This window comes from Streptomyces sp. F63 (assembly GCF_018070345.1).
Lineage (GTDB): Bacteria > Actinomycetota > Actinomycetes > Streptomycetales > Streptomycetaceae > Streptomyces.
Genome location: NZ_JAGPXX010000018.1, coordinates 1 through 15992 on the forward strand (window position 1 = coordinate 1; position 15992 = coordinate 15992).

General features: G+C 73.6%; 12 protein-coding genes. 4 read left to right on the forward strand and 8 right to left on the reverse strand.

What is annotated here, in order from left to right; translation table 11 throughout:
- Nucleotides 1-265: 265 nt before the first annotated feature.
- From KBZ10_RS18665 to KBZ10_RS18695, 7 genes are all read right to left on the reverse strand, one after another.
- Nucleotides 266-2473, reverse strand: coding sequence for a trypsin-like serine protease (locus KBZ10_RS18665; RefSeq protein ID WP_210988794.1), 2208 nt, complete (start codon nucleotides 2471-2473; stop codon nucleotides 266-268).
- 34 nt (nucleotides 2474-2507) lie between these two features.
- Nucleotides 2508-3014 (reverse strand): hypothetical protein, encoded by a 507-nt coding sequence (locus KBZ10_RS18670; RefSeq protein WP_210988795.1) that lies wholly within the window; start codon nucleotides 3012-3014, stop codon nucleotides 2508-2510.
- 276 nt (nucleotides 3015-3290) lie between these two features.
- Nucleotides 3291-3677 (reverse strand): hypothetical protein, encoded by a 387-nt coding sequence (locus tag KBZ10_RS18675; RefSeq protein ID WP_247702612.1) that lies wholly within the window; start codon nucleotides 3675-3677, stop codon nucleotides 3291-3293.
- Nucleotides 3677-7021: an ALF repeat-containing protein gene (locus tag KBZ10_RS18680; protein ID WP_307847504.1), complete on the reverse strand. Its 3345-nt coding sequence runs from the start codon at nucleotides 7019-7021 to the stop codon at nucleotides 3677-3679. Before KBZ10_RS18680 ends, KBZ10_RS18675 begins: the two co-directional genes overlap by 1 nt.
- A 665-nt stretch (nucleotides 7022-7686) precedes the next feature.
- Nucleotides 7687-8064, reverse strand: coding sequence for a DUF1330 domain-containing protein (locus tag KBZ10_RS18685; RefSeq protein ID WP_210988797.1), 378 nt, complete (start codon nucleotides 8062-8064; stop codon nucleotides 7687-7689).
- A 993-nt stretch (nucleotides 8065-9057) separates the two neighbouring features.
- Complete coding sequence (locus KBZ10_RS18690) at nucleotides 9058-9900, reverse strand: hypothetical protein (RefSeq protein WP_210988798.1); 843 nt, start codon at nucleotides 9898-9900, stop codon at nucleotides 9058-9060.
- Nucleotides 9901-11284: 1384 nt separating this feature from the next.
- Nucleotides 11285-11869 (reverse strand): TetR family transcriptional regulator, encoded by a 585-nt coding sequence (locus KBZ10_RS18695; protein WP_210988799.1) that lies wholly within the window; start codon nucleotides 11867-11869, stop codon nucleotides 11285-11287.
- Nucleotides 11870-11986: 117 nt separating this feature from the next.
- Here KBZ10_RS18695 and KBZ10_RS18700 point away from each other — a divergent pair, with 117 nt between their 5' ends.
- From KBZ10_RS18700 to KBZ10_RS18715, 4 genes are read left to right on the forward strand one after another with little or no spacing between them, the layout of a single operon-like run.
- Nucleotides 11987-13210, forward strand: coding sequence for an alkane 1-monooxygenase (locus tag KBZ10_RS18700; RefSeq protein ID WP_247702608.1), 1224 nt, complete (start codon nucleotides 11987-11989; stop codon nucleotides 13208-13210).
- Nucleotides 13207-13383 (forward strand): rubredoxin, encoded by a 177-nt coding sequence (locus KBZ10_RS18705; RefSeq protein ID WP_210988800.1) that lies wholly within the window; start codon nucleotides 13207-13209, stop codon nucleotides 13381-13383. Before KBZ10_RS18700 ends, KBZ10_RS18705 begins: the two co-directional genes overlap by 4 nt.
- Nucleotides 13380-13562: a rubredoxin gene (locus KBZ10_RS18710; RefSeq protein ID WP_210988801.1), complete on the forward strand. Its 183-nt coding sequence runs from the start codon at nucleotides 13380-13382 to the stop codon at nucleotides 13560-13562. Before KBZ10_RS18705 ends, KBZ10_RS18710 begins: the two co-directional genes overlap by 4 nt.
- Nucleotides 13555-14841: an NAD(P)/FAD-dependent oxidoreductase gene (locus tag KBZ10_RS18715; protein WP_210988802.1), complete on the forward strand. Its 1287-nt coding sequence runs from the start codon at nucleotides 13555-13557 to the stop codon at nucleotides 14839-14841. The genes KBZ10_RS18710 and KBZ10_RS18715 overlap by 8 nt, the downstream gene beginning before the upstream one ends.
- 183 nt (nucleotides 14842-15024) lie before the next feature.
- On the opposite strand, the gene KBZ10_RS18720 is transcribed toward KBZ10_RS18715, so the two are convergent.
- On the reverse strand, nucleotides 15025-15396 hold the full coding sequence (locus KBZ10_RS18720; protein ID WP_210988803.1) for a LuxR C-terminal-related transcriptional regulator: 372 nt from the start codon (nucleotides 15394-15396) through the stop codon (nucleotides 15025-15027).
- Between the last annotated feature and the right edge of the window lie 596 nt (nucleotides 15397-15992).

Consider the following 15992-nt stretch of genomic DNA (forward strand, 5'->3'; position numbering starts at 1 on the left):
AACCGCAGTTCACGAACATCGCTGGAGAGCCCGTTGCGGTTAACGCCGCACGACGGGTTCGGGAGGAGGCCGCTGGGAAAAGGACCAGCCCTGCGGGCTGGCACCTCGCCCGGCGGCCCACCTCACGTGTGCCTTCCCCCGCCGCTTCGCAGCACTCGGCCCCGCCGAGCCGAAGCCCGGCGGGGCCGAGAAGAGCCTGCCTCCGCATTGACCAACAGCGTCCCCGGATGGTCCCCCGGGGACTCGTGTCGTACGGCGGCGGCGGTTACCGGGCCGAGTACCCGAAGCGGTTGCCGTTGGCCGGGAGTCCGTCCTGGCCCGGCTGGTACGTGGTCGCGGGCCCGCTCGTACCGCCCGGTACGACGTTCGGGAAGGGCAGGACGTGCAGGGCCCCCGTCGCGGCGGGCCCGTAGGGCATACCGGCGTAGAGGTTCCGCGGAGTGAAGTGGATGCTCGCGCCCAGCTTGTCGCCCTCACCGGGGGACCCGGGGATGCCGTCGCCGTCACCGGCCTCGATCCACCGGTCGTTGGCGCCTGCCGCATCCATCAGCGAGAAGGTGTGGATGGCGCCGGCGTCGGTGACGCCCGCGAGGTCCTCACCGGGGGCGCCCACGGCGATCTTCAGGGTGGCGGCGGAACCGGCCTTCCGGGGCGCGGTGTTGACCGCGCTGAGGGACGAGCCCACGTGGTCGCCGGCCTCGATCGTGCCGGAGCGGTCGTCGGTCCCGGAGCCCTGGTTGAGCGCGTGCATGTAGTCCCAGGTGCCGTTGGCCCTGATGTGCACGAGCATGACGTTGCCCGCGCCGGCCAGCTGCCCGGCGCCGCTCTCGGGGGCCAGGGCCTCGCCGGGTGCGCCGATCGCGAGGATCGAGTCGGTGGCCGTGGCCGCGGCGGACGGGCGGTAGGCGACCAGCGCGAGGGCCTGACCGAACTGGTCCCCGGCCTCGGCGCCGCCGCTGATCTGCTCGTCGTCCTGGTCCATGCCCGTGACCACGGTGGGCCGTCCGTCGGCGTCCAGTTCGTGGCTGAGCACGGCCAGGTTGCCGGCGTTCGCGTCACCGCCGATGGCGTCACCGGGAGCGCCGATGGCGATGAAGCCGGAGTCGCCCGTGACGGACGTGCCGAAGGCGTCGTTGGCCTCGGCCGCGCCGGGGACGTTCGAAGTGTCCTGGTGGATGACGATGCTGGTGTCGCCGTGCACGTAGAAGGCACCGCCCGCCTCGGTGAGCGAGCCGAGCGCCTCGCCCGGCGTGCCGATCAGGATCCACGGCTTGCCCTCGGCGGTGGTGCCCGCAGCGAGGGAGGCGCCCATCCGGTCGCCGTCCTCGGGCGCGGAGCCGCCGAGGGAGCCGTTGCCGGAGCCCTGTTCGAGGTGGCGGGCGGCCGGGCCGCTGCCGAGGCCGTTCCTGCCCCCGAACAGGATGTCGACGAAGCCGGCGTCGACCGCGCTGCCGACGTTCTCCTCGGGCGCCGAGACGACGAGGTCGGTGTAGCCGTCCTCGTTGTAGTCGACGGTCGCGAGCTGCTTGCCGAAGTGGTCTCCGGCCTCGGCGCCGCCGGGCACCCAGTCGAGGTCCTGGGTGATCTCGGCGGTGCCCTTGCCGCCGCCGTGGAGGACACGGACGAGGCCGGCGGTGGTGACGCCGCCGACCGTGGCCATCGGGTCGCCGATGGCGATGTCCTCGATGCCGTCACCGTTGAAGTCGGCGATGCGAGTGGCGCCGGCCTTCTCGTCGATCCAGGAGGCGAGGTCGTCGACGCGCGCGATGACACCGGCGGTGGAGGTCTGGGTCTCGTCGATGCCGAGGCAGCCGCCCTGGAAGGACTGGCTGTTGAGGCCGACGAGCCTGCCGCCGGAGATGACCGGGCCGCCGGCGTCGCCCATGCAGGCGGCCGAGCCGTTCTTGCCGGTGACGCCCGCGGAGGTGGCCGCGGTGGAGTCGACGCCGTAGGTGCCCGTGTGCAGCTTGAGCGGTGCCCATGCGGTCTTCGTACGGCCGTATCCGGCGAAGACCAGCTCCGCACCGGCCGAGGGGGCGGTGGTGGCGAGCCGGGCCGGGGCGACGTTGGCGACGGGCCGGTTGAGGCGGGCCAGGACCACATCGCGGTCCGTGCGCGGCACGATCTCGACGACGCGGCGCTCGGCGCCCTGCGTGCCGGAGAGGTCGGAGCGGCCGATGACGGCGGTGGTCGTCTCGGCGGGGACGCCGGCCGGGACGGCGAGCGAGGCGGCCGGGTCCTCGGCGAAGCAACTGGCAGCGGTGAGCAACCACTCGGCGTCGACGAGGACGGCGGAGCAGCCGCGGTCGTGGGCGCCGATGGTGATCTGCGCGGTGTAGGCATGGGTGGTGTCCGAGTCGGCGACCGGCGTGCCGCCGGCAATGGCGGCGGCGGGTGCCGCGCTCAGCGCGAGCGACCCGGCGGCCAGGACCGCGCAGAGCGCGGCCGGGCGGGGACGTCTGACGGAAGACATACGAGTGGTTTCCCCAATCACAGGGCAGCGCCTTTTAGTTGGTGATGCGGATTTCGACCAGGACGTGCTCGCGGCCGTCGACGGACTCGCCGACGCCCTTCCACGTGTCCGCGGGGATGTCGTACTGGACATGGTCGTTCTCGGCGGTCATCTCCAGATGGGTGTTGGTGGAGTCATCCGTCTTCACCCCGTGCACCGAGGGGAGTTCGAGGGTCAGGAAGCCCTCGTCGGCGGTGACCTCGAAGCAGACGTCCTCGTGGTCGCGCGCGAGGAACTGCAGGAGGTTGTCCCCGCCGGCGCAGTCGGCGAGCAGGATGTGGCCGTCGCCGCGCTTGAGGACGACGTTCTGCTCGGCCAGGATCTTGTCGGCGTTCGGGTAGTTGTAGTCCTCGACGGCGTAGCCGGGCGCGGCCTCGGCGACGGTCTCGGTGGAGGGCCCGGAGGCGGCACCCGCGCCGCCCTGGGCGAGTACGGCCCATGCGAGGGCGCCGGTGGCGGCCGCGGCACCCAGAATGCGTACGAATGCGCTGTGTGTCTTCATCACAGTCCTGGAAAGTCGACAGTTTTTGGGGTCAAGTCCCTTGTGGGAGCGGACGTTTGGTGAGCACTTACGATTCCCGGAAAATGGTTGGGAACCGGGTGGCCGGTGAGTACGGATCGTTATTCGCGGCACGCTCGGGAAAGGCTGTAGTGGTCTTCGTAACGACTTCGCGGCAGCTCGTGGCGCGGCCCGCCGGGAGGCGCCGGGGAAGGAAAGGAAAAGGGCGCGAAGGCGAACTCCGCGACGCGACCTCAACGCCCTGCGCCGTCAGGCCGCTCAGCTTGTCCTGGTGAGCTCCTGCGTGACCGGCCCGTCCGGATCGGACTGGAAATACAGCGTGTCCTGGTCGTCTACGTAGAGCTGGATCCCGCCGGTCCTGCCGAGCCCGCCGTCCTTGACGATCAAGTACACGAAATCGCTCGAAGTGTCCGGGTCCTCGTAATCCCAGCTGCCGCTGAAATCGACCGGATCCGTGCCCTTGCGCGTCGTCACACCGGTGGCAGAGAACGAACCGTCGGCCGAGAGCTCGATCTGCCCGCCGTCGTCGCTGCGGTACACACCGGGCAGCTTCTCCGGGTCGACCGCCGCCGAGCACCCCGAGACGAGCACCGCGGAAGCGGCAAGCACGGCGAAGAGATGCCGCCCACGTGTCTTCTTGCGCATCACGGTCCCAACGTAACGTTGAACTCGATCACCTGGGTCTTGGGCGACATCGGCCCCTCGTCACCGACGACCTTGTCGACGAACGCGCCCACGGTGTCGCTCCACAGGTCCGTGTACCCGATGACCGGCGGGTGCGTCGCCGACTCGATGTCCGATTCGTTGTACGCGGTGTAGCGCCAGGTGACTGATCCGTCCGGGTTCTCCCGGATGGGGGTCATGCGGACCTGGTGCGAGCCCAGGAACGTGTAGGCGAGGTTGCCGGTGAGCCCGCCCGTGGTGAGCGTTCCGTAGTCCGTGAGGTACTTGCCCGCCCCTTCGGGACCGCTGAGCTTGTAGTCGTTCATGTAGGTGTGGCCCAGCTCGTAGTTCCCGGTCCGCTGCAATTCCCTGAGGAAGTACTGAAGCACCTCCTTCGTGTGTTCGTGCTCGCGGTAGATGCCGGTGAACTCGTCGTTCGGGCCGAAGCACTGCAGCCTGGGGCCGGTACCGGTGAGCCAGCTCCATCCCAGCTCCCACGGGTTGTTGGTGTTGCGGTGCTCGATCGGGTCGCCGAACGGTGTGAGGCAGCTCTCGGCGCCGTCGGGCAGGCCGGTCTTGCCGTCGATCGGCACCTTCGAGTTGTTGATCGCGTCCTGGGCCGCCTGCCGGATCGCGGCCTGGATGACCTCGGCCCACGCCTCGGTCGCGGCGAGGGCCGCCTCGGCGAAGGACTTGCCTGCCGCGAGCTCGGCCTGCCGGGCGCGCGTGGCGGAGGCCCGCGCGTCCGCGGCGTAGGACGCGGCCGTCTCGGCGGAGCGGACGGCCCGGTTCGCCGCGTCCCGCGCGACACTGCTCGCCTTACGGGCTTCAGCGGCGGCGTTGGCCGCGGTCCTCGCGGACTGCGCGGCGGCCGCAGCGGAGGCTTCGGCGGCCTCCGCGTTCTGCCGGGCCTCCTCGGCGGAGGCCCTGGCGTCGTTCGCCCAGCCCTCGGCCTTGCCGGCCCAGTCGGCGGCATCCTCGGCGGCCTGGCGCGCGATGGCCGCGGCCTCGGAGGCCCGCGCCGCGTCCTCCCAAGCGTCCTCGGCGAGCTTCGCCGCCCGCGCGATCGCCGCCCGGATCGCGCTGATGTGCGTGGCGTGATCGTGGTCGATCCGCGCGAACTCGTGCTGCGTGGTGCCGATGAACTGGCGCAGCATGTGTGTGTCGCCTTCGAGCGCGACCTGCGCCGCGGCCCGTACGTACGGGCCGCCGCTCTCCAGGAGCGTGGTGGCCGCCACCTTGTCGTCCTCGTGGACGGCCGCGGCGCGCTCCACGTGCAGGAAAGTGTGCAGCGCCTCGGCGGAGCCGTCCGTCAGGGCGGCCTCGGCGGCACGCCGTACGGCGGTACCGGTGGAGGGATCCGCGAGGAGCGTGGTGATCTCCACCTCGTTGTCGTCCCTGGCCGCCTCGACCGCGCCCTTCTCCAGGAAGGTCCTGATGGTGGCGGCGTCCTCGGTCTGCAGCGCCGCCGCGGCCGCCGTGGCCACGTCCTGCGTGGAGATCGCGGCGATGGCCGCGGTGAACTCCGCGTTGTCCTGGCGCAGGGCGATCAGCCGGTCGGCCTCGATCCAGCGCAGTACGTCCTCGTCCACGCCGGCCAGCGCGTACGCGGCGGCCTCCCGGGTCCACGTACCCGACCCGTCGAGCAGCTGGAGGGCGGCCTGCCGCCCCTTGCTCACGGCCTCCCCGGTCCGGCCGTCCTTGAGCGCCGCCTCCATCGCGGTGATCAGCACGACGAGTTCCGCGGACAGCCGTGCCTCCTGCGTACGCTCCCGGTTGGCGCGCTCCAGACGGTCGGTCTCCTCGACCCGCTGCTGCCTGGCGATCTCGACCGCTTCCTCGGTCTCCTCGTTGAGCCGCGCGATCTCGGCTTCCCTGGCCTCCTGCTCGACCGTACGCGCCTCGGTGACAGCGTCGTACGCCTTGTTCGCGGCTTCCACCGCGGCGTTCGCGGCGATGGTGGAGCGGTTGGCGTAGTCCACGGCCTCGCCGGCGTGCCGGGCCGCTTCCTCGGCGGCATCGGCCGCCTTCTCCGCGTGGTCGGCCGCGCTGTCGGCGGCGGCGGACGCGGTACGCGCGGCGGCGGCCGACCTGCGGGAGAGGGCCGAGGCCCGGTTCGCGGCCGCCGTGGCCCGGCCGGCGGCGGCCTCCGCGATGGCAGCCTGGCGCTGCGCCTCGGCGGCCTCGGACTGCGCGGCACCGGCGGACGCGGCGGCGTCGGCCGAAGCGCGCGCGGCGGCGGCGGAGTTGACCGCGGCACCCGCGGCGGCGTTGCCCGCGGACTCGGCCGCATCGGAGGCGAGGGCCGCGAGCTCGGCCTTCGCGGCCACGGTGCGCACCCAGTTCACCATGAGCCGCGCCGCCTGCGCCGCCCGGTTGGCGGCCTCGGCCATGTTCGCGTTCTTGGAGGCGCTGATCGCGGCGCGGTAGGCACGAGACGCGGCGCGCCCCGCAGTGGCGGCGGCTGCCGCTGCGGCGTTCGCGGCGGCCACCGAACGCCGGGCCGCGGCCTGCGCGGTGCGCGAGGCGGACACCGCGGTCGACGCGGCGGCCGCGGCACCCTGGGCGGCCCGTGCCGCCTTGTTCGCGGCCCTGGCCGAGCGCTGCACGTCCTGCTCGGCGGCCTGCGCCTCGGCCTTCGCCTCCAGCGCAGCCGCCTTGGCCTTCCCGGCGGCCTGGACTGCCTGCTCGGACAGCTCGACCGCTTCGTCGGTCTTGCGCTCGGCGCGCCGCCCCTCCGACTCCACGATCTTGACCAGCTGCTGGATCTCCGCCGACTCCTCGTCCCGCGCCCGGGCGATGTACTGCCCGGTCGTCAGGAACCACTGGATCGCCCGCGGTGATCCGTCGTCGAGCGCCCGCTCCGCGTACTCCCGCACCTGCGGCGAGGCGGTCACGAGGATGGAGGTCACCTGGACGCGCTGGTCCTCGTCGTGTGCGACGTACTGCCCGGTGCCGAGGAAGTCCCGCAGGGCGAAGTCCGTACCGGTCGTGAGCGCCTCGGAGGATTCACGCTTCACGGCCTTGCCGCCATGCGCGTTGACCGTGGTCACGGCCACTTCGAGGTCTTCGTGCACCGCCGTCTCGAAGCCGCCCTGCAGATAGGCGGCGACCGCCGCGTCCCCGCCGGACAGCGCCTGCCCGATCCCGGCTCGCGTCGCCTTGCCCGCGTTGACCAGGGCCTCGGTGAGCGTGAACCGGTTGTCCTCGGCCGTGGCCGCCGGCAGCCTCTCGCCGAGGAACGTGGCCACGTCGTCCGCGCTGCCCACGAGCGCCGCCGCCGCGGCCGTGCGCACCGCGCGGCCGCCGGTCCGGTACGCCTGCACGGCCTTCCCGCGGTCGGTATCGGGCAGCCGTATACCGCCATCGGCCGCGGCCGTGCCCGCCGCGTGCGCGGGCCGGGACCCGAACGCCCCCAGGGGGAGCGCGGTGCCTGCGGCGATCCCGCCTAAAATGGCCAGTGACTGGCGTCTGCTGAATATCCTTGGTGATGGTGACACCGTGACTCCCCTCTCGGTAACGAGGGGAAATCCCGCCGCCCCCCTGCGGTCCAATTCCTTTATCGAAGCCGGTGCTTGGTGGACTCGTCCAATGCAAAAAGCGGGTGAGAATCGGGCAATCCTCGAATATCCGCCGTGATGTGTGTCACACCCTGAAAGGGTTGTGGTGATCCCGGTAACGAATCGGTGGAGACCTCGAATTGCCGTAGCGTGAATCAGCGCCGGTCGGATGCGGTTGGGCCTCCGGGGGGCATCAGGTGACGCTGTTGGTCAATTCGGGGCCGAGTGCTGCGAAGTGGCGGGTGCAGGTTCCCGCAGGCTGATCTGCTGTGGGTGATGTGCCTGGTGGCCGCCGCCACCCGCGCACGGGAGGGATTGATCGTCACCCACCGTGTGACGGAACCGCCCAGGCCGGCGGATCCGCCGTCCGGTCGGCGGGAACGGCCGCCGCGTGACCGCGCCGTCCGCGGTACGGGAGGCCATCCGGCCGGTCAGCCGGCCCGGCGGCCCGTCCACGGAACGGTCGGCTGGAGCACGGCTTCCGTCAGGGACTGGCTGCGCAAGGCGGTGACCTGCTGGTATTCGGGGTCGGCGACCATGCGGCCGAAGACTTCGCGGCTGGGGTAGCGGACCAGCAGGACCGCGTCCCACGCCTGGCCCTCCTCGGCGACGAGCGGCGTGGTGCCGTCACCGGCGTAGAGCAGCTCGGCTCCGTAGCGTTCCAGGAACTTCTGCGTGCGCCGGGCGTATTCGGCGTACGAGGAGCGGCCGTCCTCGGTGAACCGCAGCAGGTTGAGCATGACGACGGGCCCGCCCGGGTCCTCCGCCATCATCCGCGCGAGGTCGGCTCCCGAGGGATCGACTGCCATCCGGCTTCCCCTTCCCGTGCTCCTGCTCCTGCTTCGTCGAGGGCGGTTTCCCATCGCCCGCCCCCGCCGCGCGGCGAGGCAGGGGATCGCACGCTCCCGCCGTGCCGCGGCGCGCCCAGCAGCTTAGGCGGACCACACCCACCTTGCATACCGCCCGGTCGGTCTTGGGGGTGTGCGGTGTCCATGCCGCGCCGGGGCGTCCGGTGTGCCGGGGCGGGTACGTCATGCCGGTGGGCGGGCCGCCGCACCGGCCGGGCAGGATGCGGCCGGAGCGGGGCCGGAAGAGACTGGGAACGGGCCGGCTCGTCACGGCCGGGCCCTCGCGGCCCGGACGCGGCACCGGCCGGTAAGGATCCGGCGGGACGGGGGGGGGAGAGGGCGTGATCATGAAGAAGAACGAAGAGCGCAAGGCGACATACCTGCGGCAGAGCGGACGCAAGGAGCTCACTCCGCGCCAGCGGCGGCGGCTGGCGAAGAAGGCCGGCCAGGGCAAGGGCTGACCGGCCGACCGGACGTTCGCCGGGCCGGGCGGCCGGAACCCCCGGGGCCGGAGGGCGACGCGCCCGTCGCCCTCCGGCTCGCCCGCCACCGCATCAGCGTCCTCTTCGCCGTGCTCCGCGACGGAACCTTCTACGGACCCCGCAGGCCACGGATCGCTTGACGAAAGACATAGAGGCACCCCCGTCGCCGCCTGGGGCCGAGCCGGCCCGTGGCCCGGCCCTTCCGCGCCCCCGCCGTCCGGACGGTGATCCCGGCGATCGTCGTCCGGCCGACGGCCCCGGCCGGCCCTGCGTCCGGGCGGAGCGGACGGATTCCGGGAGGAAGGGCGCCGGTAGAGGTGCCGGGGCAGGGGCACGGGCGGGGGCACGGGCGGGACGGAAGGCGCCGGGCCGGGCCGATGAGCGGCCTCGGCCCGGCGCCGGACGATCACTGTCCGACCACTGTCCGACCACTGTCCGACCAGTGTCCGATCAGTGCGCCGTCACCGGCCGGCTACTGCTCGTTCAGGCCGCAGGAGGCCAGGCCGCCGAGTCCCGCGGGCGGCTGTCCGCCCTCCCGTTCGACGGCCTGGCCGATGCGGTCGATGACGGCACGGCGCTTGCCCTCCAGCGGGCCGAGGATGGCGTTCTGGACGAAGTTGGGTCCGCCCTCGCCCTGCGAACGGGCCAGCCGCCCGTTGGCCTCCTCGATCTGCTTCTGCAGATTCGCCAGTTCCTTGTCGATCTGAGCCTGCGCCTCCGCCGGCACGGCTCCGAGCTGTGCGGCGACATCGGCGCAGTTGACGGTGGGCGCGCCCGCCGCCGCGCCCTCCTCCTGGCCGCCGGCTCCCGCCGCCTCGCCGCCGGCTCCCGCCGCCTCGCCGCCGGCTCCCTCCGCCGGAGGCGCCGCCTCGCCGCCGGCCGCCTGCCCGCCGAGGGCGCACTTCGCCAGCGCCTCCAGCCCTTCGGGCTTCTCCGCGAGGCGCCCGATGGCCGTCTCGATCCGGTTCAGCGCCGCGGTGCGCTTGTCCTCCAGCGGGCCGAGGATGGCGTTCTGGACGAAGTTGGGTCCGCCCTCGCCCTGGGAGCGCGCCAGCCGGTCGTTGGCCTCCGCGAGTTGCTTGTCGAGCTGGGCCAGATTCCGCTCGACCTCGTCCTGGGCCCCGGCGGGGATCTCCGGCAGTTTCCCGTTCGTCGACGGGCACGAGATGGTCTGCGCCGACGCCCCGCCCTCGGCGGATCCGCTCTCGCCGGCGAACGCGCCCGCCGCGGCCAGACCGCCCGCGATCAGCCCCGCTCCCGCCAGGCCGATCCCGGCGATCCGGTGCTTCCTGTACGTCTTCCTCGCTCGCGACATGCTCACCTCTCTGGTGTGACGAAGAACTGGAGGTGGGAGCCGCCTTCCGGTCGGCAGCGGCCTGCGCTGCCCGCGCGCCGGCCCCTCGTCCGCCCCCAGGGGGGACGCGGGGCCCGTCCTTCGGATTCTCCCCGAGCGCCGCACCGGCCGGGACCGGGACATGTGCACCGGCCGACGCGTCACTCACCGGGCAAGTACGCGCCGAAGGCCGCGCACACTCAATCGCCGCGCGTTTTCGTGGAAGCCGGTGCTCACCGGGTGTGTCTCCGGGGCCCGCTGCCCGTGCGGCACCGCAGCTCGCGGGGGACCGGACAGCACGGGTGGCCGCCTGCGGGCGAGGGCGGGCCGGCGGAGGACGCGGGCCCGGACCGGCCGGCGCCGGCGAGCGCGGCCGGCGCGGACCGGTGACGGCACGGCGGGCGACGGGCGCGGGAGACGAGGAGCGCGATCGGTCCCGGAACGGAACGCGGCCGCCGCGGGGGAAGCGGGCGGGGCGGCAGGCGGGGCGGCAGGCGAGCTGTCGGCGGCGGGTGCGCGGGGAGGGGGAGCACGGGCCCGCCGTCCCCCTCCCCGCGCACGGGGACGGGGACGGCGGGGGGTACGGCCCATCTCGCGGGCGGCCCGGGAGACGGCGCGCGAGCGTCTCCCGGGCCGCACCTGCGGGTGAGCGGGCACCGCCCGCCCCCGCCCGCCGGATTCCGGCAGCGGGGACCCGGTGAAGTCCGCCGTCCCATGGCGGAGTCCTCCGGGACCGGGGCAGTGTGGTGCGGCCCCAGGAAGGAAGGGGAGAGGCCGCGAACCACTCGTGCCGCGTGGACGGAGGCGAGTCCGGTCCTCCCGTGGCGGCGGGCCCGCCACCGCGGGAGGACCGCCGGCTGCCCGGGCTCCGGGGAAGCCGGTACGCCGCCGTTCCGTGATCCACCGTGTACGGAACCCGGGGGCCGGATCAACGTGTACGGCTGCCGGGAAGGCGCGGCCAAGCGGTACATAAGCGTCCCTTAACCTGCCCGGCCGCCGGCCCGGTCGTCCCGCCGGGGCGAGCAGTGCCCGCAGGGCGGCGGCATTCCGGGCACCGCCGCCCGCGGCGTCCACCGGCCATGGGCGGTCTGCTCGTGACGTCGCGGTGTCCCGGCGCGGTGCCACGACCGGCCCGGCCGCACCCCGGCCCGGCCACCCCCCGGCCCGGCTGCCGCCCGCCCGCCGCGGCCTGATCGCACGGGGCGCTGTCCACGGCCCGGGTGGAGAAGGACTTGCTTCCCGCCCCCCAGGAAGACGCCCTTGCGGCGGAAGCCGCGGGGCGCGGGCAACTGCGCTGTGCGGCAAATGAGTTGGGTGCGAGGTGGAGGTCCGTCCGGGGAGTTCCGGCGCTCTGGTGCCGGAAGGGTCAGATCCCGGCCACCCGGACGGTGATCTCGGCGATCCGCTCGGCCGTGGGCTCGACCGGTGTCGTCGGCTGGACGATGTGGCTGACGGTCAGACGCACGACGGCTTCGACGGCCAGGGCCCGCGATTCGGGGTCCACCGTGTGCCAGGCGCCCTTCGCGTACTCGGTCAGCATCGCCGTCGCGATGTCGAGGACGGGTTCGGAGCGGGTGGTCAGCAGCGCGAGGAGGTCGTCCTGGGCGCCCCGGGCGCTGGTCAGGATGGCCTTGAGGAGCGGGTTGTCGGCGGCCGAGCGCAGGGTGTAGCCGACGGCGGCCACGACCGCGGCGCGGAGGTCGCCGGGGCGGGCGAGCAGTTCCTCCTGGATGCCCAGCAGGAAGCGTTCCACCTCGCGCAGCATGAGCGCCTCGCCGAGAGCTGTCTTGCTGCCGTACTCGGTGTAGACGGTCTGCCGGCTCACGCCGGCCGTCGCCGCGACGTGCGTCATCCGCAGCCGGTCCCAGCCTCCCGCGGCGACCTGCTCGTAGGCGGCGTCCAGGATCCGCTCCTTGAGCATCGAGCGGACGGACTCTCGGTAGCGCGTCATCGCGGCCCATCCTAATCCGTCGTGTCCGATCCATTGACACTTCACCGAGTGAGTGTCTAGTTTCTGGACACTTCAACAATAAGTGTCCAGGGCCTGCGGGCCGGAGGTGGTGAGGGCATGGCGGAGACGACACGGTCCACGGGTGCGTCGGCGGGGATGTCCGCGGCGTCCGCGGGGGCGTCCGCGGCGGGTTCACGGACGGCGTGGCGCGACGGCAAGCGGTATCTGTGGCTGCTGGGGCTGGTCCTGCCGGCGTTCCCGTTCGCCGCGTGGGGGCTCGCCGAGGCGACCGGTCAGGGCCTCTTCTGGTGGCTGGCACCGGTCATCGTCTTCGGGCTGATCCCCCTGGTCGACCTCCGGGTCGGCAAGGACTCGAACAACCCGCCCGACAGCGTTCTCACCTGGCTGGAGAACGACCGCTACTACCGCTGGTGCACCTACCTCTTCCTGCCCCTCCAGTACGCCGGACTGGTACTGGCCTGCGCGCTGTGGGCCGGCGGCGGCCTCTCCGCCGCGGACCGCGCCGGCCTCACCGTCACCATCGGCCTCGTCGCCGGATTCGGCATCAACACCGCCCACGAACTCGGCCACAAGAAGGACTCCCTGGAGCGCTGGCTGGCCCGTATCGCACTGGCCCAGACCTGCTACGGCCACTTCTACATCGAGCACAACCGCGGCCACCACGTCCGCGTCGCCACCCCCGAGGACCCCGCCAGCTCCCGCCTCGGCCAGACCTTCTGGGCCTTCCTGCCGCGCTCGGTGTACGGCAGCCTCCGCTCCGGCTGGCACCTGGAGAAGGCCCGGCTCGCCCGCCAGGGCCGGGGGCCGTGGACCTTCCGCAACGACGTGCTGGGCGCCTGGGCCATGTCGGTGGCGCTCTTCGCGGCCCTGACCGCCGTCTTCGGGCCGGGTGTCCTGCCGTATCTGCTCGCCCAGGCCGTCATCGGCTTCTGCCTGCTGGAAGTCGTCAACTACCTGGAGCACTACGGGCTGCTGCGGCAGCGCACCGCCGCCGGCCGCTATGAGCGCTGCACCCCGCAGCACAGCTGGAACAGCGACGACATCGCCTCCAACGTCTTCCTCTACCACCTGCAGCGGCACAGCGACCACCACGCCAACCCCACCCGCCGCTACCAGGCGCTGCGCCACTTCGAGGAGTCCCCCCAACTCCCCACCGGCTACGCGGGGATGATCCTCCTCGCCGTCCTCCCACCGCTGTGGCGGCGGATCATGGACCCCCGGGTGCTGGCCCACTACGGCGGCGACGTCACCCGCGCCAACATCCAGCCGCGCCGCCGCGCGAAGGTCCTGGCCCGGTACGGGAAGCCGGAGGCGGCATGAGCGCCCGCCGTCACCGCTGCCCCGTCTGCGACTACGTCTACGACGAGACCTCCGGCGAGCCCCGCGAGGGCTTCCCGCCCGGGACGGCCTGGAGCGCCGTGCCCGACGACTGGTGCTGCCCCGACTGCGGGGTCCGCGAGAAGATCGACTTCGAGGAGCTGGAGCTGTCATGACCGATCTGAGGGTCTGGGAATGCCTGGTCTGCGGGTTCGTCTACGACGAGGCCGAGGGCTGGCCGGACGAGGGCATCGCCCCCGGCACCCGCTGGGAGGACATCCCCGACGACTGGTCCTGTCCCGACTGCGGAGCGGCCAAGGCGGACTTCCGGATGGTGGAGACGGCCCGTGGCTGAGCCCGCGTCCCCCTCCGCGCCCCCGCCCCCGCCCGCGTCCCCGTCCCCGCCCGCGTCCCCGTCCTCGGTCCGGTCCCTGCCCGCGCCCCGCACCATCGCGATCGTCGGCACCGGGGTCGCCGGCGCCACGGCGGCCCTGACCCTGCGCGAGGAGGGGTTTGACGGCCGGATCGTGCTGGCCGGCGAGGAGCCCGAGGAGCCGTACCGGCGCCCGCCGCTCTCCAAGGAGCTGCTCGCCGGTTCCGCGCCCGCCGGGCGGATCCGGCTCCGGCCCCCGGCCGTCTGGGCCGAGCGGGGTATCGAGCTGCTCACCGGGACGGAGGTCACCGGGATCGGCGGGCCCGCCCTGGACGCCCTGGAGTTCGCCGACGGCTCCCGGCTCCCGTACGACCGGCTGCTGCTGGCCACGGGAGCGCGTCCCCGGGCGCTGCCCGGTGCCGCCGGGGACGGCCGGGTCCATACCCTGCGCACTCTCGCCGATCTTCCGGCGCTGCGGGCGGACCTGGAGTCCGGCGGCCCGCTGCTGGTCGTCGGCGCGGGGCTGATCGGCCTCGAAGTGGCCGCCACCGCCCGGCAGATGGGCTGCGAGGTCACCGTGCTGGAGGCCGCGGACCACCCGCTCGCCCGGGTACTGCCGCCCGAGCTGGGGCGGGCCGTTCTGGATGTGCATCGCGCCCGCGGTGTCCCGGTGCACACGGGCGTCCGGCTGCGGAGTGTCGTCCGCCGCGGCCGCACCCTGGTCGCGACCGGTGACGACGGCGTGAGCCGGCCCGCCGGAGCGGTGCTGGTCGCCATCGGCGCCGAACCGGCGGCCGGGCTCGCGGAGCGGGCCGGTCTCGGCGTGGCGGACGGCATCCTCGTCGACGCGTACGGGGCCACGAGCGCGCCGCACGTCTACGCGGCCGGTGACGTGGCCCGCTACCCGGACCCGGTGCTGGGCGGCAGCCACCGGGCCGAGCAGTGGAACCACGCCCGGGAGCACGGCGCCGCCGTCGCCGCGCACATGCTGGGCCGCGACCGCCCCTTCGCCGCGGCACCCTGGGGCTGGACCGAGCAGTACGGCGTGACCCTGCAGTTCTGCGGTCATCCCGCCGCCGGTGACGACATCGCGGTGGAGGGCGATCCGGCCGCGTTCGACTTCAGTGCCGTCGTCCGCCGCGGCGGACGGGTGGTGGGCGGCGCGGCCGCCGGACGGCCCGCGGCGTTCCGCGCCCTCCGGGACCTGCTGGCCGGCCGGCACGACGCAGGGGCGGACCGGGCCGTCGCGGAACGGGTCTGAGAGAAGCGGGGTCGGCGGCCGGGCGCGTGCCACGGTGGCGCGGGGGAGGGCCGCATCGTCCGTCGCGGTGCGTCGCGGTGCGTCGCGGTGCGTCGCGGTGCGGGACGGGGCACTGGCCCGCGGCCACGACCGCGCCGGTCACCGCCGCGCCGGTCACCGCCGCGCCGGTCACCGCCGCGCCGGTCACCGCCGCGCCGTCTCGACGAGCCGCGGGGACGGCCCCGCCTCCGTCCCGCCCTGCTCACCGCGGTCCCGGGCCAGCGACTCCCAGGCGAAGCCGACGATCCCGGCCTGGAGCCGGGACTCGACCTCCAACTTGGCGAGAATCTGCGCCACATGGGCCTTGGCGGTGCGTTCGGTGATGGCGAGGCGGGCCGCTATGGTCCGGTTCGACGCCCCCTTGGCCAGCAGCCGGAAGACGTCGAGCTCTCTCTCCGACAGCAGCGGTACACGCGCCGTGGCCGCCTCCCGGGCGCGGTCGTGGGTGAGGACTGGCCGGTCCGCGGTGACGCCGGTGTCCAGGACGTACGGTCTCAGGGGCTCTGCGCTGCTCATACCGTCTCGGGCTCCTCGGGTCTGGGGCCGGGGCACCGCGGCCACGCGGGGCGCTGCCGCGAGCGCGGCCGCGCGGTAGGGCATGCTCCGGTCGGCCGCGGGCCGGGTCCGCCGGGCGTGACGCGGCCGGCAACGAGCCCGGACGCGGGCTCCCTCCGCGGGTTGTTTCCGGCCGCCTCACCATCGAGGCGGTACCGGGCAGGGGCTGGGCGAGCACGGCGGTATTTCCGTCGGCGGCGGCCGGAAAATGCACGCGGGCGTCGGCCGGAAAACCGCTGCGCGGGCCGGAGCGGTGGAATTCCGCCAGCGGGATCAAGGGTTTCCACCGGAAACCGTACCGGTGGAAACGGAACGGCCGCCGGACAGAGGTTGAATTGCGGTGGACGCGGAAGCGGGACGGGCTGGCGGGACGTGTTTCAGCCGCTCGGTTTCCGGTCTGCTCCCGTGCGTGCCGGCCCGCCGCGCGCCCTTGCGTGTGCGGGCGGCATCCCGGGGCCGCGCCGTGCCGGGGAGGTTCCGGAGAGGCCCCGGCCGGGCCCGCGGAAACGGGTGTGAGCAGCCCGGAGGCCCGGGAGGTGCGGCGGGGGAGGCGGGGG

Bases quoted from the DNA above. Each gene is read 5' to 3' on its own strand.
- KBZ10_RS18665 (WP_210988794.1), bottom strand. From the start codon at position 2,473: ATGTCTTCCGTCAGACGTCCCCGCCCGGCCGCGCTCTGCGCGGTCCTG.
- KBZ10_RS18670 (WP_210988795.1), bottom strand. From the start codon at position 3,014: ATGAAGACACACAGCGCATTCGTACGCATTCTGGGTGCCGCGGCCGCC.
- KBZ10_RS18675 (WP_247702612.1), bottom strand. From the start codon at position 3,677: ATGCGCAAGAAGACACGTGGGCGGCATCTCTTCGCCGTGCTTGCCGCT.
- KBZ10_RS18685 (WP_210988797.1), bottom strand. From the start codon at position 8,064: ATGGCAGTCGATCCCTCGGGAGCCGACCTCGCGCGGATGATGGCGGAG.
- KBZ10_RS18690 (WP_210988798.1), bottom strand. From the start codon at position 9,900: ATGTCGCGAGCGAGGAAGACGTACAGGAAGCACCGGATCGCCGGGATC.
- KBZ10_RS18695 (WP_210988799.1), bottom strand. From the start codon at position 11,869: ATGACGCGCTACCGAGAGTCCGTCCGCTCGATGCTCAAGGAGCGGATC.
- KBZ10_RS18700 (WP_247702608.1), top strand. From the start codon at position 11,987: ATGGCGGAGACGACACGGTCCACGGGTGCGTCGGCGGGGATGTCCGCG.
- KBZ10_RS18705 (WP_210988800.1), top strand. From the start codon at position 13,207: ATGAGCGCCCGCCGTCACCGCTGCCCCGTCTGCGACTACGTCTACGAC.
- KBZ10_RS18710 (WP_210988801.1), top strand. From the start codon at position 13,380: ATGACCGATCTGAGGGTCTGGGAATGCCTGGTCTGCGGGTTCGTCTAC.
- KBZ10_RS18720 (WP_210988803.1), bottom strand. From the start codon at position 15,396: ATGAGCAGCGCAGAGCCCCTGAGACCGTACGTCCTGGACACCGGCGTC.